Genomic DNA, 22989 nt, shown 5'->3' with positions numbered 1-22989 from the left:
AAATGAGCTGGCTCGACACCCTCATCCAGGTGATCATCATCGTCGCCCAGAGCCTCGCGCTGCTGGTCGGCCTGCTGATCGTCGTCGCCTATGTGCTGCTGGCCGACCGCAAGATCTGGGCGGCCGTGCAGCTGCGCCGGGGCCCGAACGTGGTCGGGCCGTTCGGCCTGTTCCAGTCCTTCGCCGACCTCATCAAGTTCGTCCTCAAGGAGCCGGTCATTCCGGACGGCTCCAACAAGGGCGTGTTCCTGCTGGCCCCCTTCGTCACCTGCCTGCTGGCGCTCGCCGCCTGGGCGGTGGTGCCGATCGACGCCGGCTGGGTGGTGGCGGACATCAATGTCGGCGTGCTCTACATCTTCGCCATCTCGTCGCTCGGCGTGTATGGCGTGATCATGGGCGGCTGGGCCTCGAACTCGAAGTACCCCTTCCTGTCGGCGCTGCGCGCGGCGGCGCAGATGGTGTCCTACGAAGTCTCCATCGGCTTCGTCATCGTCACCGTGCTGCTGTGCGCCGGCTCGCTGAACCTCTCCGCCATCGTCGAGGCGCAGAATTCGGAATGGGGCGTGCTGGGCTGGTACTGGCTGCCGCTGTTCCCGATGTTCGTGATCTTCTTCATCTCGGCGCTGGCCGAGACGAACCGCCCGCCCTTCGATCTTGGCGAAGCGGAATCCGAGCTGGTGGCGGGCTTCATGGTGGAGTACGGCTCCACCCCGTACATGATGTTCATGCTCGGCGAGTACGTGGCGATCATGACCATGTGCGCGCTGACGACGATCCTCTTCCTCGGCGGCTGGCTGCCGCCGGTGCCGATGGCCCCCTTCACCTGGGTGCCGGGCATCGTCTGGTTCCTGCTCAAGGTTCTGCTGGTCTTCTTCATGTTCGCCATGGTGAAGGCAATGGTCCCGCGTTACCGCTATGACCAGCTCATGCGGCTCGGCTGGAAGGTGTTCCTGCCGATCTCGCTGGCGATGGTGGTGATCGTGGCCAGCGTGCTGCACTTCGGCGGCTTTGCGGCGGCGGGAGGCTGAGATGAGCGAGGGCACCCTCCACGCCCTTATGGAAGCCTCCGCCATCGGCTGGATGGGGGCGCTCGCCGGCGGCCTGTTCGGGCTGCTGGAATGGTTCATTCTCCCGCGCGTCGTCGAGACGTCGATCCGCGGTTCCCGCGAAGCCCGCAAGCTGAACGCCGATCAGCTCGAGGGCGTGATTTCCTGGTGGAAGACGGTCATCCGCGTCTTCGCCGTTTCGATGCCGCTGGTGGGCTTTGGCCTCGCCGTCGGCATGGCCGAGTGAGGAGAGCGACATGAGGTTGGACCTGGCCGCACGCCAGCTGCTGCTCACCGAGTTCGTCTCGGCGTTCTTCCTGGCCATGCGCTATTTCTTCAAGCCGAAGGCGACGCTGAACTACCCGTTCGAGAAGGGGCCGGTCAGCCCGCGCTTCCGTGGCGAGCACGCGCTGCGCCGCTACCCGAACGGCGAGGAACGCTGCATCGCCTGCAAGCTGTGCGAGGCGATCTGCCCGGCGCAGGCCATCACCATCGAGGCCGGCCCGCGCCGCAACGACGGCACCCGCCGCACCACGCGTTACGACATCGACATGGTGAAGTGCATCTACTGCGGCTTCTGCCAGGAAGCCTGCCCGGTGGACGCCATCGTCGAGGGGCCGAACTTCGAGTTCGCCACCGAGACGCGCGAGGAACTCTATTACGACAAGGCCAAGCTGCTCGCCAACGGCGACCGCTGGGAGCGCGAGATCGCGCGCAACATCGCGCTTGACGCGCCGTACCGTTGAGCGCGCGGGGGACTGGGGACGTGACGACCGTAACGATACGGGCCGCTAAGGCTCTTCGCGCCGCGCCCGCCAGGAAGGCGCGGCTGGGGACGATCTGGGAGTGCCGGGCATGAGCCTCGCTGCGCTGTTCTTCTACCTGTTCGCGGGTGTCGCTGTCGCCTCGGCCTTCATGGTCATCGCGTCGCGCAACCCGGTGCACTCCGTCCTGTTCCTGATCCTGACCTTCGTGAACGCCTCCGGCCTGTTCATCCTGATCGGCGCCGAGTACATCGCGATGCTGCTGATCGTGGTCTATGTCGGCGCGGTCGCGGTGCTGTTCCTGTTCGTGGTGATGATGCTCGACGTCGATTTCGTCGAGCTTCGCCAGGGCTTCCTGCAGTACCTGCCGGTCGGCGCGCTGATCGGCTTCATCTTCCTCGCCGAGCTGGTGCTGGTGGTGGGGTCGTGGAGCTTCGGCGAGGGCGTCACCGGCGCGGTCGCCGCGAAGGCGCCCGAGGTTTCCAACGCGGTGCAGATCGGCCGCGTGCTCTACACGGACTATGTCTACTTCTTCCAGGCGGCCGGCTTCATCCTGCTGGTCGCCATGATCGGTGCCATCGTGCTGACCCTCCGCCACAAGGAGAACGTCAAGCGCCAGAGCATTCCGGTCCAGAATGCGCGCACCCGGGAGATGGCGATCGACGTCGTCAAGGTGCCCTCCGGAAAGGGGCTCTGAGATGGTGATCGGCCTTTCGCACTACCTGACCGTCGCCGCCATCCTGTTCACGCTGGGGACGCTGGGCATCTTCCTCAACCGGAAGAACGTCATCGTCATCCTGATGTCGGTGGAGCTGATCCTGCTGGCGGTGAACATCAACCTCGTCTCTTTCTCGGTCTTCCTCGGCAATATCATCGGCCAGGTCTTCGCCCTGTTCGTGCTGACGGTCGCCGCCGCCGAGGCCGCCATCGGCCTTGCCATCCTCGTGGTGTTCTACCGCAATCGCGGATCGATCGCCGTCGAGGACATCAACACCATGAAGGGCTGAGCGGGCAGTCATGTATCAGGCGATCGTCTTTCTCCCCCTGATCGGCTTCGTCATCGCCGGCCTGTTCGGCCGGCTGATCGGCGCGCGCGCCTCGGAGCTGATCACGACCGGGCTGCTCTTCGTCTCGGCCTTCTTCGCGTGGATCGTGTTCTTCAAGACCACCTTCGGCGGACAGGACGGCGTGGTCGAGCTGTTCACCTGGTTCTCGTCCGGCGGCGTCGACGTGACCTGGGCGATCCGGGTCGACTCGCTCACCGCGGTCATGCTGATCCTCGTGACCACCGTGTCCTCGCTCGTGCACCTCTACTCGATGGGGTACATGCACGAGGATCCGAGCCGGCCGCGCTTCTTCGCCTATCTCTCGCTCTTCACCTTCGCCATGCTGATGCTGGTGACGAGCGACAACCTCGTGCAGCTCTTCTTCGGCTGGGAGGGCGTCGGTCTCGCCTCCTACCTGCTGATCGGCTTCTGGTACGACAAGCCCTCGGCCTGCGCCGCGGCGATGAAGGCGTTCATCGTCAACCGCATCGGCGATTTCGGCTTCGCGCTCGGCATCTTCGCCGTGTTCCTGATGACCGGCTCGGTCGCCTTCGAGCAGGTCTTCGCCGCCGCGCCCTCGCTGATGGACAAGAACATCCTGTTCCTCGGCCATGAGTGGCACGCGCCGACCGTCATCTGCCTGCTGCTGTTCATCGGCGCCATGGGCAAGTCGGCCCAGCTCGGCCTGCACACCTGGCTGCCGGACGCGATGGAAGGCCCCACCCCGGTCTCCGCGCTGATCCATGCGGCGACCATGGTGACGGCCGGCGTGTTCATGGTGGCGCGGCTGTCGCCGCTGTTCGAGCTGTCGCAGACCGCGCTCAACGTCGTGCTCTTCGTCGGCGCCTCGACCGCCTTCTTCGCGGCGACGATCGGCTGCGTGCAGAACGACATCAAGCGCGTCATCGCCTACTCGACCTGCTCGCAGCTCGGCTACATGTTCGTCGGCCTCGGCACGGGCGCCTATTCGGTCGGCGTGTTCCACCTGCTCACGCACGGCTTCTTCAAGGCGCTGCTGTTCCTCGCCGCCGGCTCGGTCATCACCGCCATGCACCATGAGCAGGACATGCGCCACATGGGCGGCCTGTGGCGGAAGATCCCGTTCACCTACGCCACCATGATGATCGGCGGCCTCGCGCTCACCGGCTTCCCCTTCACCTCGGGCTATTTCTCGAAGGACGCCATCATCGAGACCGCCTTCGTCAGCCACAGCCCATTCGCGACCTATGCGTGGGTGATGACGGTGGCGGCGGCGGCGCTCACCGCCTTCTACACCTGGCGGCAGATGTTCATGACCTTCCACGGCGAGACGCGGGCGGATCACCACACCTACGACCACGCCCATGAATCGCCGCTGACCATGCTGATCCCGCTCGGCGTGCTCTCGCTCGGCGCGCTGTTCGCCGGCGGGATCCTCTTCCCCTATTTCGTCGGCCACGACGTGGATCACTTCTTCCGCGAAGCGATCTTCATGGGGCCGGAGAACAAGATCCTCGAGGAGATGCACCACATTCCCGGCTGGGCCAAATGGGCGCCGACGGTGATGATGGCGCTGGGCTTCGCGTTCGCGTACTGGATGTACATCGCCAATACGTCGGTGCCGAAGGCGCTCGCGAAGCAGAACGACGTGCTGTACCGCTTCCTGCTCAACAAGTGGTACTTCGACGAGATCTACGACTTCCTGTTCGTGCGTCCGATCAAGTGGCTCGGCAACTTCCTCTGGAAGCAGGGCGACATCCGCTTCATCGACGGCTACGGCCCCAACGGTGTCTCGGCGCGGGTGATCGACGTCACCCACCGCGTCGTGCGGCTCCAGACCGGCTATCTCTACCACTACGCGTTCGTGATGCTGGTGGGCGTCGCGGCCCTCATCACGTGGTTCATGTTCGGGGGCGCGCACTGATGTACGACTGGCCCATTCTCTCCGTCGTCACCTTCCTGCCGCTCGTCGGCGCGCTGCTCATCGTCCTGATGATCCGTGGCGACGACGAGGTGGCGCAGCGCAACGCCCGCTGGGTGGCGCTGTGGGCGACCCTCGTCACCTTCGTCATCTCGCTGCTTCTGCTGGTCGGCTTCGATGCCTCGGGCCAGGAGTTCCAGTTCGTCGAGCACAGCCCGTGGCTCGGCGAGTTCGCCGCCTACCGCATGGGCGTCGACGGCATCTCGATGCCCTTCGTGCTGCTCACCACGCTGCTGATGCCGATGTGCATCCTCGCCAGCTGGGAGTCGATCCATGTGCGCGTCAAGGAGTACATGATCTGCTTCCTGGTGCTCGAGACGCTGATGATCGGCACCTTCTCGTCGCTGGACCTGCTGCAGTTCTACTTCTTCTTCGAAGGCGGCCTGATCCCGATGTTCCTCATCATCGGCATATGGGGCGGCAAGCGGCGCATCTACGCGACGTTCAAGTTCTTCCTCTACACGCTTGCCGGCTCGGTGCTCATGATGCTCGCCATCATGGCGATGTACTGGCAGGCCGGCACCACCGATATCGCGGCGCTGCTGAAGTTCGACTTCCCGGAGGGCATGCAGACCTGGCTATGGCTGGCCTTTTTCGCCTCCTTTGCGGTGAAGATGCCGATGTGGCCGGTGCACACCTGGCTGCCCGACGCCCATGTCGAGGCGCCCACCGCCGGCTCGGTCATCCTGGCGGGCATCCTGCTCAAGATGGGCGGCTACGGCTTCCTGCGCTTCAGCCTGCCCATGTTCCCGGACGCTTCGGCCTATTTCGCGCCGTTCGTCTTCACGCTCTCGGTGATCGCGATCGTCTACACCTCGCTGGTCGCCCTGATGCAGGAGGACATCAAGAAGCTGATCGCCTATTCGTCCATCGCCCATATGGGCTACGTGACCATGGGCATCTTCACGCTGACCCAGGAAGGCATCCAGGGCGCGGTGTTCCAGATGGTGAGCCACGGCTTCGTCTCGGGTGCGCTGTTCCTCTGCGTGGGCGTGATCTACGACCGCATGCACACCCGCGAGATCGCCGCCTATGGCGGCATCGTCCACCGCATGCCGATCTACGCCACGGTGTTCATGGTGTTCACCATGGCCAATGTCGGCCTGCCGGGCACCTCGGGCTTCATCGGCGAATTCCTGACGCTGCTGGCGGTGTTCGGGCGCAACACCTGGGTCGCCTTCTTCGCCACCACCGGCGTGATCCTCTCGGCCGCCTACGCGCTCTGGCTCTATCGCCGGGTGATCTTCGGGCCGCTGGAGAAGGACAGCCTCAAGGGGCTGCTCGACGTCACCCCGCGTGAGATGGCCTCGCTCGTCCCGCTGCTGTTCTTCACCATTCTGTTCGGTGTCTGGCCGCAGCCGATCCTCGATGCCTGCGACGTGGCGGTCAGTGCGATCGTCGCGCGCGCCGACGTCGCGGCCGGCGCCGTAAAGGCCGCCGCCCTCGTGCTGCACTGAACCGACACATGACCCTCGCGGAGCCTCTTCGATGACCCTTACCCTCGCCGCGCTCGGCCCCGCGCTGCCCGAACTGCTGTTGGCCGTTTCCGCCATCCTGCTGCTTCTGTTCGGCGCCTTCGTCGGTCCGAAGTCGACGGACACCGTGAATGGCCTCGCTCTGGCGGCGCTGTTCGCGGCGCTCGTGCTGGTCATCCTCGGGCCGGCGCATGCCAGCCTGTTCAACGGCGCGTTCCAGGTCGATGAATACAGCCGCTTCCTGAAGGTGCTGACGCTGCTCGGCGCCGGCGGCGCGCTGGCCATGTCGGTCGACTGGCTGAAGATCGAGAAGCAGAGCCGCTTCGAATACGCGATCCTTGTGCTGCTCTCGACGCTCGGCATGATGATGCTGATCTCGGCCGGCGACCTGATCGCGCTCTATATGGGCCTCGAACTGATGAGCCTGGCGCTCTATGTGATCGCGGCCAACAACCGCGACTCGGTGCGCTCGACCGAGGCGGGCCTGAAGTACTTCGTGCTCGGCGCGCTCTCCTCCGGCATGTTCCTCTACGGCGCGTCGCTCATCTACGGCTTCACCGGCTCGGTGAACTTCGCCCGGATCGCCGAGGTGGCGCGCGAGCCCTCGCTCGGCCTGATCTTCGGCATCGTGTTCACCTTCGCGGGCCTGTGCTTCAAGGTCTCGGCGGTGCCGTTCCACATGTGGACGCCTGATGTCTATGAGGGCGCCCCGGCGCCGGTGACGGCGTTCTTCGCCGCCGCCCCGAAGATTGCGGCCATGGCGGTGTTCGTGCGCTTCGCGCTGGAGGCGCTGCCCAACGTGGCGCATCAGTGGCAGCAGATCGTCGTCTTCGTCTCCATCGCCTCGATGGCGCTGGGCTCGTTCGCGGCCATCGGCCAGCGCAACCTCAAGCGCCTGATGGCCTATTCCTCGATCGGCCACATGGGCTACGCGCTGGTCGGCCTCGCCGCCGGCACCGAGCAGGGCGTGCGCGGCGTGCTGATCTACCTCACCGTCTACATGGCGATGACGCTGGGCACCTTCGCCTGCATCCTGTCGATGCGCCGCAAGGACGGCGTGGTCGAGAACTATGACGAATTGGCCGGGCTTGCCCGCACCAGCCCGGTGAAGGCGTTCTTCTTCGCCGCGCTGATGTTCTCGCTCGCCGGCATTCCCCCGCTGGCCGGCTTCCTCGCCAAGTACTACGTCTTCCTCGCGGCGATCGAGGCGGGGCTCTACACGCTCGCCGTCATCGGCGTGCTCACCAGCGTGGTCGGCGCGTTCTATTATCTGCGCATCGTCAAGGTGATGTACTTCGACGAGCCGGCGCCGGCCTTCGAGCCGATGCCGTCGGAGCTGCGGGCGGTGCTGGCGGTGTCGGGCCTGTTCACCCTGCTGTTCTTCGTCTATCCGGGCCCGATCCTGTCGGCGGCGGGTGCGGCGGCACGGGCGCTCTTCTGAGAATGGCGCCTCCCTCCGGTGCGACGCCGGTCGTCCGCTTCGAGACGGTCGGCTCCACCAATGCCGAGGCGCTGGCCCGCATGGACGGGCCGTCGCCATGCTGGTTCGTCGCCGAGCGCCAGAGCGGCGGGCGGGGCCGGCGCGGGCGCCCCTGGGCATCCGAACCCGGCAATCTCTATGCCTCCCTGCTGCTGACCGACGCCGGCCCGGCCTCGCGCCAGCCGGAGCTGTGCTTCGTGGCGGCGCTGGCCCTCTACGATGCCGTGCGGGCCGTCTCGGGCATCGACCCGCTGCGCATCGGCCTGAAATGGCCCAATGACGTGATGATCGACGGCGCCAAGCTGGCGGGCATCCTGCTGGAAGGGGCGGTACGCCCCGATGGCGGCATCGCCACGGTGATCGGCTTCGGCGTCAATTGCGCGCATCACCCGGCCGATACGCCTTATCCCACGACGGACCTCGCCGCGGCGGGCTATCCTACCGAACCGCCGGCGATGCTCGCCGCGCTCGACACCGCGATGCGCGCCCGGCTGGCCGACTGGGCCGGGCAGGGCGGTTTTGCCGGGGTGCGCGAGGCGTGGCTGCTGCGGGCGACCGGCATTGGCCGTGCTGTGACGGTGCGGCTGGCCGACCGGCAGATCGAAGGTGTATTCGAGGCGCTCGACCCGTCGGGTGCTATGGTGCTGCGCCGGGCGGACGGAACGCGCGACAAGATCAGCGCCGGCGACGTGTTCCCCTCGTCGACGGCGGCAGTGTGAAAGGCATTAATGTGAGCAAGTGGCCGGACGAGCTCGTCTTCGCCCCCCTCGGTGGGGTTGGCGAGATCGGCATGAATCTCGGGCTTTACGGTCTTGGCCCGCGCAACCGGCGCAAATGGCTGGCGGTGGATCTCGGCATTGCCTTCGCGTCGCCGGAGATTCCCGGCATCGACATCATCATGCCGGACGTGTCGTTCCTCGAGGACCAGGCGGAGGCGGGCAATCTGGTCGGCCTCGTCATCACGCACGGGCACGAGGACCATATTGGCGGGCTTGTCGACCTTTGGCCGCGTCTGGGCTGCACGGTCTACACGACGCCCTTCACCCATGCGCTCGCCGAGGTCCGGCGGCTGGGCGAGCCGGGCGCGCCGAAGATTCCCTTCCACGTCGTGCCGACCGGCGGGCGGACCAAGATCGGTCCCTTCGACGTCGAGTTCCTGCCCGTCGCCCATTCCATCCCCGACAGCCATGCGCTCGCCATCCGCACGCCGCTCGGCCTCGTGGTGCATACCGGCGACTGGAAGATCGACCCGACGCCGGTCGTGGGCAACATTACCGATCCGGCGCGCTTCTCGGCGCTGGGCGACGAGGGCGTGCGCGCGGTCGTCTGCGATTCCACCAACGCCTTCCGTGATGGCATCTCGCCGTCGGAAACGGATGTGCAGCAGGTGCTGGGCGAGATGATCGCCGCCGCCCCGAACCGGGTGGCGGTGACGACCTTCGCCTCCAACGTCGCGCGCGTGCGCTCCATCGCCGAGGCGGCGATGAAGAACGGCCGCGAGGTGGTGCTGGTCGGACGCGCCATGGAGCGCGTGGTCTCGGTGGCGCGTGAGCAGCATATGCTCGACGGCCTGCCGCCGTTCCGGCCGGCCGACGCCTATGGCTTCCTGCCGCGCGACAAGGTGGTCGCCATTCTCACCGGCAGCCAGGGCGAGCCGCGCGCGGCGCTGGCGCGCATCGCCGATGACGACCATCCCGAGATCGCGCTCTCGCCGGGCGATCATGTGATCTTCTCGTCGCGCACCATTCCGGGCAATGAGCGGGCGGTGAACCGCATCATCAACGCGTTGGTGCTTCAGGGTGTGAAGATCATCACCGACCGCGACGCGCTCGTGCACGTCTCCGGCCATCCGCGCCGGGGCGAACTGGAGCAGATGTACCAGTGGCTGCGGCCGCAGGTGGCGATCCCCGTGCATGGCGAGCCGCTGCATCTGGCCGAGCATGCCGAGCTCGCCCGCCGCATGGGCGCGCGCGAGGTCGTCCGCATCGTCGACGGCGACGTGGTGCGCCTCATCAGCGCCGATCCGTCCGCCTCCGCCGAGGTGATCGAGGAACTGCCTTACGGGCGGCTCTACAAGGACGGCAACGTGCTGATCAGCTCCGCCGAGCCGGCGGTCGCCGAGCGTCGGCGCATGTCCTTTGCCGGGCTGGTCTCGGTCGCCATCGCCATGACCGGCAAGGGCGATGTGGTGGGCGATCCGATGATCGACCTGTCCGGCCTGCCGCAGCGCGGCGTCGGCGGCAAGCCGCTCGACGAGGTGGTCGAGGATGCGGTGCTGGACTGCCTGGACAGCCTGCCCAAGCCGCGCCGGCGCGACCCGGACGCGGTCGCCGAATCCGTCACCCGCGCGGTGCGCGGCTCGGTCAACGCGGCCTGGGGCAAGAAGCCGCTCTGTCATGTGCTGGTGATCACGGTATGACGTCGGGCGCCGGGGGCGCCGGCTTCCGCGAAAGTTGAATGCCTTTCGCGCGGGGAACGTGCTCCAAGGGGCGCCGGCAACGGCAGGGGAGCGTGCATCAATGATCGGTCGTCTGAACCATGTGGCCATCGCCGTGCCCGATCTCGACGCCGCCATCGCCACCTATCGCGACACGCTGGGGGGCAAGGTGTCGGCCGTCGTTCCCCAGCCCGAGCACGGCGTGAACACCGTGTTCGTCGCGCTGCCCAACACCAAGGTGGAACTGCTCGGCGCGCTCGGCGAGAATTCGCCGATCGCCAAGTTTCTCGAGCGCAACCCCGAGGGCGGCATCCACCATGTCTGCTACGAGGTGGACGACATCCTTGCGGCGCGCGAGCGCCTGCTCGCCGCCGGCGCCCGCGTCCTCGGCTCGGGAGAGCCGCGCATCGGGGCCCATGGCAAGCCCGTGCTTTTCCTCCACCCGAAGGATTTTCTCGGCACCCTTGTCGAGCTGGAACAGGCCTGACGCGTCACCATGGGCATCACGACCTATATCGCGATCTATTTCATCGTCTGGTGGGTGGTGATCTTCGCCGTCCTGCCGTTCGGCGTGCGCTCGCAGCACGAGGACGGGGCGGTCGAGGACGGCACCGAGCCGGGCGCGCCCCAGCGTCCGCTGCTGCTGCGCAAGGCGCTCATCACCACGGTGATCGCCGCCGCCATCGTGCTGACATTCGCCTGGGCGGTCGAGACCGGCCGGCTGCACGTCGACATGTTTCCGATGCCGTTCAAGGTCTACGACCTGAAGTAGGACGCCGCGCGCCCAGCCCGCAGGCACAAGGGCAAAAAAAGAGGCGGGACCTCGGTCCCGCCTGCTTTATCTGGCCGCCCGCACCCGATTCTGTGCCGTTTCGGCATCTGTCGGGGGGCTTTCTTAGCCGTCATTCCTCCCGAGACTTGGACCGTTCATCGCGCTCCATGAGAGCGATCAGCGGGCCTCTTTCTAGAGGCGGGCACCATAGATCAAGAAATGCGGCCTTGTCATCCTTGCGTCGCAATAGATCGATGGTGCGTTGCAACAGAATTGGGCTTGAATTGTGCGCTCCCGCCTGAGTTTCGGGCAGCGCGGCGGGCGTGCGGTGCGCAAGGGCTTGTCTTTTGCCGACCGATCCGGTTTCACTCCGCCAGCACCGCCGCGCCTCCGTTCCGGCCGAATCGTGAGTTTCCGCCCATGCGTCTGTCCCGCTACTTTCTTCCCATCCTCCGCGAAGTGCCGAAGGAAGCGGAAATCGTCTCGCACCGCCTGATGCTGCGCGCCGGCATGATCCGGCAGGAGAGCGCCGGCATCTATGCGTGGCTGCCGCTCGGCAAGCGCGTGCTGGACAAGATCTGCAACGTCGTCCGCCAGGAACAGAACCGCTCCGGCGCCATCGAGATCCTGATGCCGACCATCCAGTCGGCCGAGCTCTGGCGCGAAAGCGGGCGCTACGACGACTACGGCAAGGAGATGCTGCGCATCAAGGACCGGCACGAGCGCGACATGCTCTTCGGGCCGACCAATGAGGAGATGCTGACCGAGATCGTCCGCGCCTATGTGAAGTCCTACAAGGACCTGCCGCTCAACCTCTACCATATCCAGTGGAAGTTCCGCGACGAGGTGCGCCCGCGCTTCGGAGTCATGCGCTCGCGCGAATTCCTGATGAAGGACGCCTATTCGGTCGATCTCGACTTCGAAAGCGCGGTCGTCGCCTATAATCGCATGTTCGTCGCTTATCTGCGCACCTTCGAGCGGCTCGGCCTCAAGGCGATCCCGATGGTGGCGGATACCGGCCCGATCGGCGGCAATCACAGCCACGAATTCATCATCCTCGCCTCGACCGGCGAGAGCCAGGTCTTCTGCCACGCCGACTATCTTGGCAAGGCGACGCCCGGCAGCGATGTCGATTTCCGCGATCCGGCGCAGCTCCAGTCCATCGTCGACAGCTGGACCAGCCTCTACGCCGCCACCGAGGAGAAGCACGACGAGGCCGCCTTCGCGGCGATTCCGGACGGCCAGCGCCTGTCCGCGCGCGGCATCGAAGTCGGCCACATCTTCTATTTCGGCACCAAATACTCCGAGCCGATGGGCGCCAGGGTAACGGGGCCGGACGGCGTCGAGCGTCCCGTGCATATGGGCTCCTACGGCATCGGCCCCTCGCGGCTGGCTGCCGCCATCATCGAGGCCTCGCACGACGAGAACGGCATCATCTGGCCGGAGGAGATCGCGCCGTTCCGGGTCGGCCTGCTCAACCTCAAGGCCGGCGATGCCGCGACGGACGCCGCCTGCGAGGCGATCTATGCCGAGCTTGGCGCGCGCAACATCGACGTGCTGTACGACGACACCGAGGAGCGCCCCGGCTCGAAATTCGCCACCGCCGACCTGATCGGCCTGCCCTGGCAGATCATCGTCGGGCCGAAGGGACTGGCCACTGGCTCGGTCGAGCTCAAGCGCCGGGCCGACGGTTCGCGCGAGTCGCTGCCGATCTCCGAGGCCATCGCGCGGATCACGGGTTGAACAGCGGCGGGCGAATCTGCGCTAGTGCTTCCGGCCTGCCCGACTTTCGACACGGGCGGGACTACAAGTGCAGGTCCACAGACGCAGGCCGGAAAATGACCGGCATGGCGAGGCGCGCGGCGGAGCAAGCATGGCGGGACGGACCGAGGCGCGTCGGGTGAAGGCAGCGCAGGCGCACGCCGCCGACGAGCCGTCGGGCTCACGCCCCTTCAGCGCCTTCGAGTGGATGCTGTCGCTGCGCTATCTGCGCGCCCGCCGCAAGGAAGGCTTCATCTCGGTCATCGCCGGCTTCTCCTTCCTCGGCATCATGCTGGGCGTGGCGACGCTGATCATCGTCATGGCGGTCATGAACGGCTTCCGCACCGAGCTGCTGTCGAAGATCCTCGGCCTCAACGGCCACATGCTGGTGCAGCCGATCGACGGCCCGCTGACCGACTACGAGGCGGTGGCGCAGCGCATCGCCGGCGTGCCGGGCATCAAGTTCGCCGTGCCGCTGGTGGAAGGGCAGGCGCTGGCCTCCTCCGCATTCAGTGCCGGCGGCGTGCTGGTGCGCGGCCTTTCCGAGAAGGACCTGCGGGAACTGCCGGCGATCGGCTCCAATATCCGCCAGGGCACGCTCGACGGTTTCGACGAGGGCTCGGGCGTCGCCATCGGCAAGCGGCTGGCCGACCAGCTTTCGCTCCAGGCGGGCGACAATCTCACCCTCGTCGCCCCGCGCGGCGCGGTGACGCCGATGGGCACGACGCCGCGCATCAAGGTCTACAAGATCGCGGCGGTGTTCGAGATCGGCATGTCGGAATATGACAGCGCCTTCGTCTTCATGCCGCTGGCCGAGAGCCAGGCCTATTTCAACAAGGATGGCGACGTTACCGCCATCGAGGTCTACACCGACAATCCCGACGCCATCGAGAGCTACCGCTCGGCGGTGCAGGCGGCGGCCGGGCGACCGATCTACATCGTCGACTGGCGACAGCGAAACGCGACCTTCTTCAACGCGCTGCAGGTCGAGCGCAACGTGATGTTCCTGATCCTGACGCTGATCGTCGTGGTGGCGGCGTTCAACATCGTCTCCGGCCTCAACATGCTGGTGAAGGACAAGGGCCGCGACATCGGCATCCTGCGCACCATGGGCGCGACGCGCGGGGCGATCATGCGCGTCTTCCTCGTCACCGGCGCCGCCATCGGCGTGGTCGGCACGCTCGCCGGGTTCCTGCTCGGGCTGCTGGTCTGCCTGAACGTCGAGGAAATCCGCCAGTTCATCTCCTGGCTGACGGCGACCGAGCTTTTCTCGCCGGAGCTTTATTATCTCAGCCGCCTGCCGGCCGAGATGAACGCCGGCGAGACCGCGACCGTCGTGCTGATGGCGCTCGTCCTGTCCTTCCTGGCCCCGCTCTACCCGTCCTGGCGCGCCGCGCGTCTCGATCCGGTGGAAGCGCTGCGCTACGAATAGGAGGCGAGCCGTGTCCCTTTCATCCCCGCAGGCGGCGCTTCGGCTGGAGAAGGTCGAACGCGGCTACTCCCAGGGCGAGGACAGGCTCGAAATCCTGCGCGGTGCCGACTTCACCGTCATGGAGGGGCAGTCGGTGGCGCTGGTGGCGCCGTCCGGCACCGGCAAGTCGACACTGCTGCACATTGCCGGCCTGCTGGAGCATCAGGACGCCGGCGAGGTCTATATCGGCGGCAAGGCGACCGCCGGCCTGCCGGACGCCGACCGCACCCGCATCCGCCGCGTCGATGTCGGCTTCGTCTATCAGTTCCACCACCTGCTGCCGGAATTCTCGGCGCAGGAGAACGTCATGCTGCCGCAGATGATCCGCGGCCTGTCGCGCCGCGAGGCGGCGGCCCGCGCGGCCGAACTGCTGGGCTATCTCGGCCTTGCCAAGCGGCTCGACCACCGGCCCGGCGAACTCTCCGGCGGCGAACAGCAGCGCGTCGCCATCGCCCGTGCGGTGGCCAACGCGCCGCGCGTGCTGCTCGCCGACGAGCCGACCGGCAATCTCGACCCGCATACGGCCGACCACGTCTTCCACGCGCTGTCGCAACTCGTCGAGGCGACCGGGCTTGCCGCGGTGATCGCCACCCATAATCTGGAGCTGGCGGGCCGGATGCACCGGCGCGTCACGCTGCAGGAAGGGCACGTGGTCGAGCTGCGCTGAGCGCCGGCATCGCCACGGCGGACAAGTCGCCTCGCGGGACGTTCGCAGGCGGTATTATCATGTATGTTGGTTCGGTCGCGTCACGAGCGAGTCACCGCCATGCTGGATCACCTGTTCGAGGCCGATCATATGACGCTGCTTGCGGGCGGCGTCGCCGTGGCGGTGGTGCTGATGGTGCTGATGCGCTGGGTCGGCCAGCGCGTCGCGACGCAGAGCGCCGCGCCCGCCCTGTCGGGTGACGGCTCGTTCGACTACGCCATCGCCGGCACCGACGCGCACCAGCCGGCTCTGGCGCGCATCGCCGGGCGCCGCCCTACCGAGATGGGTGAGGAGCGCGTGGCCGAATTGCAGCCTTCGCTCACGCCCGCAGGCGAGCTGGTGGCGATGCTGATCCAGATCGACAATGCCCGGATCGGCGAGATCCCCACGCGCGACCTGCCGCATTTCCACGCCGCCACGGGCGGGCGGGCGGCCCGCTGCGACGCGGTGGTGCTGAAGGAAGACGACGTGCTGGTCGTGCGGCTCGACATCGTCTGGCCGCCGCGGCTGGCCTGAGGCGCGCCTGCCGCCCGGCGATTCCCCGTCCCGGCTGCGCGTCGTGCGCGTTTTCGAATCGTCAACCATGAAACGGAACGAAAGAAGAACATTGCTGGACTCTGGGGATTGCGGGGGTAATGTTCTCTCTATGTTCCAAGGGAGGTCGCCATGATCCGCATCTTCGTACAGGAAGCCGCCGCACTCGCGTCCATCGGTCTGTTCATCGCCATGATCGGCATCTGGGCCGGCGTCATCACCGGCGTCTGAGGCTTCCGGGGCCTGAGGACAGCGGGGAGGAGTCGTCCGCGCGTCTGGACGCCCCCGCGCCGAGTGCCCACCATGGCCCGGTGTGAGTCGCGGGAGAACGGACATGGCTGAGACAGACGTCGGTTTCGTTCACCTGCACGTGCATTCCTCCTTCTCGCTGCTGGAGGGCGCGCTCTCCATCGGCAAGCTGGCCGATCTCGCCAAGAAGGACCGCCAGCCCGCCATCGCGCTCACCGACACGGGCAACCTGTTCGGCGCGCTGGAATTCTCCGAGAAGATGGCCGGCAGCGGCATACAGCCCATACTCGGCTGCTCGCTGGCGGTGGACTTTCCCGGCCCGGCCCCACGCGGCCCGGCCGGTGCCGAGCGCCCGCGCCTCGTCCTGCTCGCGGCGAACGAGGAGGGCTGGAAGAACCTGATGGAGCTCGTCTCGCGCTCCTTCCTCGACACTGCGGCGGACGGCACCCCTCACATCAAGCTCGACTGGCTGACCGGCCGCGCCGACGGGCTGATCGCGCTGACCGGGGGCCCCGGCGGCCCCATCGACAGGGCGCTCGCGGCCGGCAGCCCGGATCTGGCCGAGCAGCGCCTCGCCGCGCTCTCCGGGCTGTTCGGCGACCGGCTCTATGTCGAGATCCAGCGGCACGGCGTCGCCGAGGAGCGGCGCGTCGAGCCGGCGCTGGTCGATCTGGCCTACCGCCTCGAACTGCCGCTGGTGGCCGCCAACGAGCCGTTCTTCGCCAGCCAGGACGACTATGAGGCGCATGACGCGCTGATCTGCATCGCCGAGGGCCGGCTGGTCGCCGAGCCCGACCGCCGCCAGCTCACCCCCGAGCACCGCTTCCGCACCCGCGCCGAGATGGCGACGATCTTCGCCGACCTGCCGGAGGCGCTGGCCAACACGGTGGAGATCGCCCGACGCTGCGCCTGGCGCCCGCGCACGGTGAAGCCGATCCTGCCGCGCTTCACGCTCGACCGCGACGAGGCGGAGGAGCTCCGCCTGCAGGCGGAGGAGGGGCTGCGTCATCGCCTTTCCGTGCATGGCCCGGCGCCGGAGCTGACGGAAAAGGACTATGAGGACCGGCTCGCCTTCGAGCTGTCCATCATCGAGAAGATGAAGTTTCCCGGCTATTTCCTCATCGTTTCGGACTTCATCAAATGGGCGAAGGCGCAGGGCATTCCGGTGGGGCCGGGCCGTGGCTCGGGCGCGGGTTCGCTGGTGGCCTATTCGCTCACCATCACCGATCTCGACCCGCTGCGCTTCGGGCTGCTGTTCGAGCGCTTCCTCAACCCCGAGCGCGTGTCGATGCCCGACTTCGACATCGACTTCTGCCAGGAGCGGCGCGACGAGGTGATCCGCTACGTCCAGCAGCGCTACGGGCGCGATCAGGTGGCGCAGATCATCACCTTCGGTACGTTGCAGGCACGCGGCGTGCTGCGCGACGTCGGCCGTGTGCTGGAAATGCCCTACGGCCAGGTCGACAAGCTGTGCAAGCTGGTGCCGCAGAACCCGGCCAATCCGGTCACGCTCAAGCAGGCCATCGGCGACGAACCGCGCCTGCAGGCCGAGAGCGACGCCAACCCGGTGGTCAAGCGCGCCTTCGACATCGCGACACGGCTTGAGGGGCTGAACCGCCACGCCTCGACCCATGCCGCCGGCATCGTCATCGGCGACCGGCCGCTGGCGAGGCTCGTGCCGCTGTACCGAGACCCGCGCTCGGACATGCCGGTGACGCAGTACAACATGAAATGGGTCGAGCAGGCCGGGCTGGTGAAGTTCGACTTCCTCGGCCTCAAGACCCTGACCGTCCTGCAGACGGCGGTGCGCCTCGTCGCCCAGCGCGGCATCGCGCTCGACCTGTCGACCATCCCTCTCGACGATCCCAAGACCTACGCCATGCTGACGCGCGGCGAGACGGTCGGCGTGTTCCAGGTGGAAAGCGCGGGCATGCGGCGCGCGCTGGTCGACATGAAGCCGGACCGGCTGGAAGACATCATCGCGCTGGTGGCGCTCTACCGCCCCGGCCCCATGGCAAACATCCCGGTCTATTGCGCGGTCAAGAACGGGCAGGAGAAGGCCGCCTACGCCCACCCCGCGCTGGAAGGCAGCCTGAAGGAGACCTACGGCGTCATCATCTACCAGGAACAGGTGATGCAGATCGCGCAGACGCTGTCGGGCTATTCGCTCGGCGAAGCCGACCTGCTGCGCCGCGCCATGGGCAAGAAGATCCGCGCCGAGATGGACAAGCAGCGTGAGCGCTTCGTCACCGGCGCGGTGGAACGCGACGTGCCGAAGGCCAAGGCGTCGGAGATCTTCGACCTGCTGGCCAAGTTCGCGGACTACGGCTTCAACAAGAGCCACGCGGCCGCCTATGCGCTGGTCGCCTACCAGACCGCCTATATGAAGGCGAATTACGCGACCGAGTTCCTCGCCGCGTCGATGACGCTCGACATGGGCAACACCGACAAGCTGGCGGAATTCCGCCAGGAGGCGCAGCGCCTCGGCATCGAGGTGGTGCCGCCCTCGGTCAACCATTCCGGCCGCGAATTCGCGGTGAAGGACGGGCGCATCCTCTACGCGCTCGCCGCCATCAAGGGCGTGGGCGTGCATGCGGTCGACGCCATCGTCGAGGCGCGGGGGGACCGCCCCTTCGCCAGCCTCTCGGACTTCGCCGCCCGCATCAACGCCAAGGCGCTGAACAAGCGGACGATGGAAAGCCTCGTCAATGCCGGCGCCTTCGACGTGCTGGAGAAGAACCGCGCCCGGGCGTCGGCGGCGATCGATTCTATCCTCGCCCATGCCGCCTCGGTGGGCGCCGAGGTGGCGTCGGGCCAGTGGAACATGTTCGGCGGGCCGGCCGAGGCGGCGGATCTGCCGCTTCCCAACGCCGCGCCCTGGCTGCCGGCCGAGAAGCTCCAGCGCGAATACGACGCCATCGGCTTCTTCCTGACCGGCCACCCGCTCGACGATTACGGCAAGGCGCTGGAGCGGCTGCGCGTGCAGCGCTGGACCGACTTCACCCGCTCGGTGCGCGCCGGCTCCATCGCGGGGCGCCTCGCGGCGACGGTGGTCAGCCGGCAGGAGCGGCGCACCAAGACCGGCAACAAGATGGGCATCGTCGGATTGTCGGATCCTTCCGGCCAGTTCGAGGCGGTGCTGTTCTCCGAGGCGCTGGCGCAGTTCCGCGAGCTGCTGGAGCCGGGCACCGCGCTGCTGCTTCAGGTTTCCGCCGAGATGCAGGGCGAGGATGTGCGCGCGCGCATCCAGACGGCCGAGCCGCTCGACCAGGCCGCCTCCAAGATGCAGAAGGGCATGCGCATCTTCGTGCGTTCGCCCGATCCGCTGGAGAGCGTGGCGTCGCGGCTCGGCTCGCTGTCCGGCGGGCGCGGGGACGGCGAGGTGGCGCTGGTGCTGCTGCTCGGCGCGCGCGGGGAGACCGAGGTCGAGGTGAAGCTGCCCGGCCGCTACAGCCTGTCGCCGCAGATCGCCGGGGCCATGAAGGCGGTGCCCGGCGTCGAGATGGTGGAGATGGCCTGAGCCGCCATCGTTGCCGGGCCGTTTTCGGGCCGGGCTTGTCACCAAAGGCCGCTTCCCCTATAAGCCGCGCCATTCCGCACGCGGACTCGCGGCCGGGCTCCCTTTGTCGTTTCCATGCGAAAGGCGCCCATCGGCCGCTCCGGTGCCGTGACCGAAATCCCTCGGCACGGCCATGTCCGCGGAGGCTCAACCGGACGAGAGACGACAATGGCGCTTCCTGACTACTCCATGCGCCAGCTCCTTGAAGCTGGCGTGCACTTCGGGCATCAGTCCCACCGCTGGAACCCGAAGATGGCCCCGTTCATCTTCGGCACCCGCAACAACATCCACATTCTCGACCTGGCCCAGACCGTGCCGGCGCTGCATCGCGCCCTGCAGGCGGTGTCCGACACCGTGGCCCGCGGCGGCCGCGTGCTTTTCGTCGGCACCAAGCGTCAGGCGGCCGATGCCGTGGCGGATGCCGCCAAGCGTTCGGCCCAGTACTATGTGAACTCCCGCTGGCTCGGCGGCATGCTGACCAACTGGAAGACCATTTCCCACTCCATCGCCCGCCTGAAGAAGCTCGAAGAGCTGCTCGCGGCCGGCGAGGGTGTCGGCTACACCAAGAAGGAGCGCCTGACGCTCCAGCGCGAGAAGGAAAAGCTCGATCGCGCGCTTGGCGGCATTCGCGACATGGGCGGCATTCCCGACCTGCTGTTCGTGATCGACACCAACAAGGAAGACCTGGCCGTCGCCGAGGCCCGCCGCCTTGGCATTCCGGTCGCGGCCATCCTCGACACCAATTGCGATCCGGACGGCATCGCCTTCCCGGTTCCCGGCAATGACGACGCCGGCCGCGCCATCAACCTCTATTGCGACCTCGTCGCCCGTGCCGCCATCGACGGCATCGGCCGCGCCCAGGGCGATCTCGGCATCGACGTCGGCGCCTCCGAGGCCCCGCTGGTCGAGGAACTGCCGGCCGAGACCGTGTGGACGAGCCTCGAGCCGCTGTCGGGTCCGCGCGGCATCGCCGACGACCTGAAGAAGCTCACCGGCGTGTCGCCGGCGATTGAGAAGAAGCTGACCGATCTCGGCATCTTCCACTATTCGCAGATCGCCGGCCTGAACGCCGCCGACGCGCATCGCCTCGGCGAGGAAGTCGGCCTGCCGGGCCGCGTCGACGGCTGGGTTGCCCAGGCGAAGGAACTGACCGCCGAGGTCGAGTGATCGCTCACCTTCGCGAAGGTGTCACGATGTGACACCAAGCATGGCATCGCGCGGCCGGCCCGGAACCCTCCGGCCGGCCGTGTCTTCGAATGAACTACGGGATCTTTTGAGGGATCGAACATGGCCAACATCACCGCTGCCCTGGTGAAGGAACTGCGCGACAAGACTGGCGCCGGCATGATGGACTGCAAGGCCGCGCTTAACGAGGTCGACGGCGACATCGAGGCGGCTGTCGACTGGCTGCGCAAGAAGGGCCTTGCCAAGGCCGCCAAGAAGGCCGGCCGCGTCGCCGCCGAGGGCCTGATCGGCATCGCCGTCAGCGGCGGCAAGGGCGTCGTCGTCGAGGTGAACTCCGAGACCGACTTCGTGGCCCGCAACGAGCAGTTCCAGCAGCTCGTGCGCGACATCGCCACCGTGGCTCTGGGCGCCGCGGACGACGTCGACGCGGTCAAGGCTGCGGCCTACCCGGCCGGCGCCACCGTGACCGACGCGATCAACAGCGCGGTCGCCACCATTGGCGAGCACATGAACCTGCGCCGCTCCAAGAAGCTGGAAGTGTCGACGGGCGTCATCGGCTCCTATGTGCACGGCTCGGTGGGCGAGGGCCTCGGCAAGATCGGTGTGCTGGTCGCGCTCGAGTCGACCGGCAAGGCCGACGAACTCGCCGCGCTCGGCCGCCAGATCGCCATGCATGTGGCTGCCGCCAACCCGCAGGCGCTCGACGCCGCCGGCATTGAGCCGGACGTCGTGGCCCGCGAGCGTGCCGTGCTGTCCGAGAAGGCCAAGGCTTCCGGCAAGCCGGAGAACGTGGTCGAGAAGATCGTCGAGAGCGGCCTCAAGACCTTCTACAAGGAAGTCACGCTGGTCGAGCAGGCCTTCATCCACGACCCCTCCAAGACCGTCGCCCAGGCGGTGAAGGAGAGCGAAGGCAAGGTCGGCGCGCCGGTCAAGCTGGTCGCCTTCGTGCGCTTCGGCCTGGGTGAAGGCGTCGAGAAGCAGGAAAGCGACTTCGCCGCCGAAGTCGCCGCCGCTGCTGGCGTCTGACCTTTTCCGGCGTTGATAAATCCGCGCCGGGCCGCCCGAGGGCAGCCCGGCGTGTTTTACTGTGCGCGATTGCGAATCGCGCCAAGTTCAGAGGTGCCCCATGCCGACCGCGCCCGACCGCAATGAAGTCGCCTATGGGCGCGTGCTGGTGAAGGTCTCGGGTGAGGCATTGATGGGCACCGAGCCCTTCGGCCTGCACTGGCCGACCATCGAGCGCATCGCCCAGGACCTCGTCGAGGCCAAGTCCACCGGCGCGGAGATCGCCGTTGTGGTGGGCGGCGGCAACATCCTGCGCGGCGCCAGCGTGGCGGGGCAGGGGCTCGACCGCGCCACCGCCGACCACATGGGCATGCTGGCCACCGTGATGAACGCGCTGGCGCTGGAGAAGGCGGTCGAGCAGGCCGGCAGCCCGGCGCGCACGCTCTCCGCCATTCCGATGCCGACGATCTGCGAGCCCTATGCCCGCCAGACCGCCTCGCGCCACCTGGCGCGCGGGCGCGTCGTTCTGCTGGCCGGCGGCACCGGCAATCCCTATTTCACCACCGACACCGGCGCCGTGCTGCGCGCCGCCGAGCTGGAATGTGACGCGGTGATGAAGGCGACCAATGTCGACGGCGTCTATACCGCCGATCCCAAGCTCGACCCGACTGCGCGGCGCTATGAGCGCCTGACGCATGACGAGGCACTGGCGAAGGACCTCAAGGTGATGGACGCCGCCGCCTTCGCTCTTGCGCGTGAGGCAAAGCTGCCGATCATCGTGTTCTCGATCCGCGAGGCGGGGGCAATCGCCTCGGCCATTCGCGGCGAGGGACGGGCGACCACGGTCGCCCCGTAGCGTTCCGGCGGCGGGCGTCCGGCAGGGCGCTTGCCACGGCTGCCGTTAGGTTGGATAAGCCCGGCAACGGGCGGCTTTCGGCCTCGCGCCGGGCACATAGTTGAACGAGGTTCGTCATGAGTTCTGGTCCGATCGACATTTCCGATCTCAAGCGCCGCATGCAGGGCGCCATCGCCGTCCTCAAGCAGGAGCTTTCGGGGCTGCGCACCGGGCGCGCCTCGGCGAGCCTGCTGGAGCCGATCCAGGTCGACGCCTATGGCAGCCACATGCCGCTGAACCAGGTGGCGTCGGTCAACGTGCCGGAGCCGCGCCTTCTGTCGGTGCAGGTCTGGGACCGCGGCATGGTCTCGGCCGTCGAGAAGGCGATCCGCGACTCCAATCTCGGCCTCAACCCGCAGACCGAGGGGCAGGTGCTGCGCGTGCGGATTCCCGAGCTGACGCAGGACCGCCGCCAGGAATTGGTCAAGGTTGCCCACAAATATGCGGAAGCGGCGCGCGTCTCCGTGCGCCATGTCCGTCGCGACGGCCTCGATTCGCTCAAGAAGGCGGAGAAGGATGGGGAGATGAGCTCCGACGATCTGGATCGCCTCGCCGATCAGGTGCAGAAGGCGACGGACCAGTCGATCTCGGAAATCGATCAGGTGCTGTCCAGCAAGGAAAAGGAAATCCTTGCGGTCTGACGT

The 22989-nt window shown here is 67.2% G+C and carries 21 protein-coding genes; all 21 read left to right on the top strand.

What is annotated here, in order from left to right; genetic code table 11:
- Positions 1-2 precede the first annotated feature (2 nt).
- Positions 3-1028 (top strand): NADH-quinone oxidoreductase subunit NuoH, encoded by a 1026-nt coding sequence (gene nuoH, locus GBB76_RS04880; protein WP_202911205.1) that lies wholly within the window; start codon positions 3-5, stop codon positions 1026-1028.
- A gap of 1 nt (position 1029) precedes the next feature.
- The gene (locus tag GBB76_RS04875; protein ID WP_152302254.1) at positions 1030-1293 is read left to right on the top strand and encodes a hypothetical protein; all 264 of its coding nucleotides are present in this window, start codon (positions 1030-1032) and stop codon (positions 1291-1293) included.
- 10 nt (positions 1294-1303) lie between these two features.
- Complete coding sequence (gene nuoI / locus GBB76_RS04870; RefSeq protein WP_152302253.1) at positions 1304-1792, top strand: NADH-quinone oxidoreductase subunit NuoI; 489 nt, start codon at positions 1304-1306, stop codon at positions 1790-1792.
- 109 nt (positions 1793-1901) lie between these two features.
- A complete protein-coding gene (locus GBB76_RS04865) occupies positions 1902-2507 on the top strand; it encodes an NADH-quinone oxidoreductase subunit J (RefSeq protein WP_152302252.1) in 606 nt (201 codons plus the stop codon).
- 1 nt (position 2508) lies between these two features.
- Positions 2509-2817, top strand: coding sequence for an NADH-quinone oxidoreductase subunit NuoK (gene nuoK, locus GBB76_RS04860; protein WP_152302251.1), 309 nt, complete (start codon positions 2509-2511; stop codon positions 2815-2817).
- Between the two features lie 10 nt (positions 2818-2827).
- Complete coding sequence (nuoL, locus tag GBB76_RS04855; RefSeq protein ID WP_152302250.1) at positions 2828-4759, top strand: NADH-quinone oxidoreductase subunit L; 1932 nt, start codon at positions 2828-2830, stop codon at positions 4757-4759.
- Positions 4759-6273, top strand: a complete 1515-nt coding sequence (locus GBB76_RS04850; RefSeq protein ID WP_152302249.1) for an NADH-quinone oxidoreductase subunit M — start codon at positions 4759-4761, stop codon at positions 6271-6273. The genes nuoL and GBB76_RS04850 overlap by 1 nt, the downstream gene beginning before the upstream one ends.
- Positions 6274-6304: 31 nt before the next feature.
- Positions 6305-7732 carry an NADH-quinone oxidoreductase subunit NuoN gene (gene nuoN / locus GBB76_RS04845; protein ID WP_152302248.1) on the top strand — a complete coding sequence of 476 codons (1428 nt, stop codon included), beginning with the start codon at positions 6305-6307 and terminating at the stop codon, positions 7730-7732.
- A 2-nt stretch (positions 7733-7734) separates the two neighbouring features.
- A complete protein-coding gene (locus GBB76_RS04840; protein WP_152302247.1) occupies positions 7735-8490 on the top strand; it encodes a biotin--[acetyl-CoA-carboxylase] ligase in 756 nt (251 codons plus the stop codon).
- Positions 8491-8561: 71 nt separating this feature from the next.
- Positions 8562-10190, top strand: coding sequence for a ribonuclease J (locus GBB76_RS04835; protein WP_371717111.1), 1629 nt, complete (start codon positions 8562-8564; stop codon positions 10188-10190).
- A 100-nt stretch (positions 10191-10290) separates the two neighbouring features.
- The gene (gene mce, locus GBB76_RS04830) at positions 10291-10695 is read left to right on the top strand and encodes a methylmalonyl-CoA epimerase (RefSeq protein ID WP_152302245.1); all 405 of its coding nucleotides are present in this window, start codon (positions 10291-10293) and stop codon (positions 10693-10695) included.
- A gap of 9 nt (positions 10696-10704) precedes the next feature.
- Positions 10705-10980, top strand: a complete 276-nt coding sequence (locus GBB76_RS04825; RefSeq protein ID WP_152302244.1) for a DUF1467 family protein — start codon at positions 10705-10707, stop codon at positions 10978-10980.
- A 420-nt stretch (positions 10981-11400) separates the two neighbouring features.
- Complete coding sequence (proS, locus tag GBB76_RS04820) at positions 11401-12723, top strand: proline--tRNA ligase (protein WP_152302243.1); 1323 nt, start codon at positions 11401-11403, stop codon at positions 12721-12723.
- 226 nt (positions 12724-12949) lie between these two features.
- On the top strand, positions 12950-14173 hold the full coding sequence (locus tag GBB76_RS04815) for a lipoprotein-releasing ABC transporter permease subunit (protein ID WP_202911204.1): 1224 nt from the start codon (positions 12950-12952) through the stop codon (positions 14171-14173).
- Between the two features lie 10 nt (positions 14174-14183).
- Positions 14184-14879 carry an ABC transporter ATP-binding protein gene (locus GBB76_RS04810; RefSeq protein WP_152302241.1) on the top strand — a complete coding sequence of 232 codons (696 nt, stop codon included), beginning with the start codon at positions 14184-14186 and terminating at the stop codon, positions 14877-14879.
- Between the two features lie 99 nt (positions 14880-14978).
- Positions 14979-15434, top strand: coding sequence for a hypothetical protein (locus tag GBB76_RS04805; protein WP_152302240.1), 456 nt, complete (start codon positions 14979-14981; stop codon positions 15432-15434).
- A gap of 352 nt (positions 15435-15786) precedes the next feature.
- The gene (gene dnaE, locus GBB76_RS04800) at positions 15787-19221 is read left to right on the top strand and encodes a DNA polymerase III subunit alpha (RefSeq protein ID WP_152302239.1); all 3435 of its coding nucleotides are present in this window, start codon (positions 15787-15789) and stop codon (positions 19219-19221) included.
- A gap of 207 nt (positions 19222-19428) precedes the next feature.
- Positions 19429-20427 (top strand): 30S ribosomal protein S2, encoded by a 999-nt coding sequence (locus GBB76_RS04795; protein WP_152302238.1) that lies wholly within the window; start codon positions 19429-19431, stop codon positions 20425-20427.
- 120 nt (positions 20428-20547) lie between these two features.
- Positions 20548-21471, top strand: a complete 924-nt coding sequence (gene tsf, locus GBB76_RS04790; protein ID WP_152302237.1) for a translation elongation factor Ts — start codon at positions 20548-20550, stop codon at positions 21469-21471.
- 100 nt (positions 21472-21571) lie between these two features.
- Positions 21572-22306 carry a UMP kinase gene (pyrH, locus tag GBB76_RS04785; protein WP_152302236.1) on the top strand — a complete coding sequence of 245 codons (735 nt, stop codon included), beginning with the start codon at positions 21572-21574 and terminating at the stop codon, positions 22304-22306.
- 116 nt (positions 22307-22422) lie between these two features.
- The gene (frr, locus tag GBB76_RS04780) at positions 22423-22986 is read left to right on the top strand and encodes a ribosome recycling factor (protein ID WP_152302235.1); all 564 of its coding nucleotides are present in this window, start codon (positions 22423-22425) and stop codon (positions 22984-22986) included.
- The last annotated feature ends 3 nt before the right edge of the window (positions 22987-22989 follow it).

Source organism: Ancylobacter sp. TS-1 (genome assembly GCF_009223885.1).
Taxonomy (GTDB): Bacteria; Pseudomonadota; Alphaproteobacteria; order Rhizobiales; family Xanthobacteraceae; genus Ancylobacter.
Note: the sequence above shows the minus strand (reverse complement) of the source record. Positions and strands in the feature narration are given on the sequence as shown.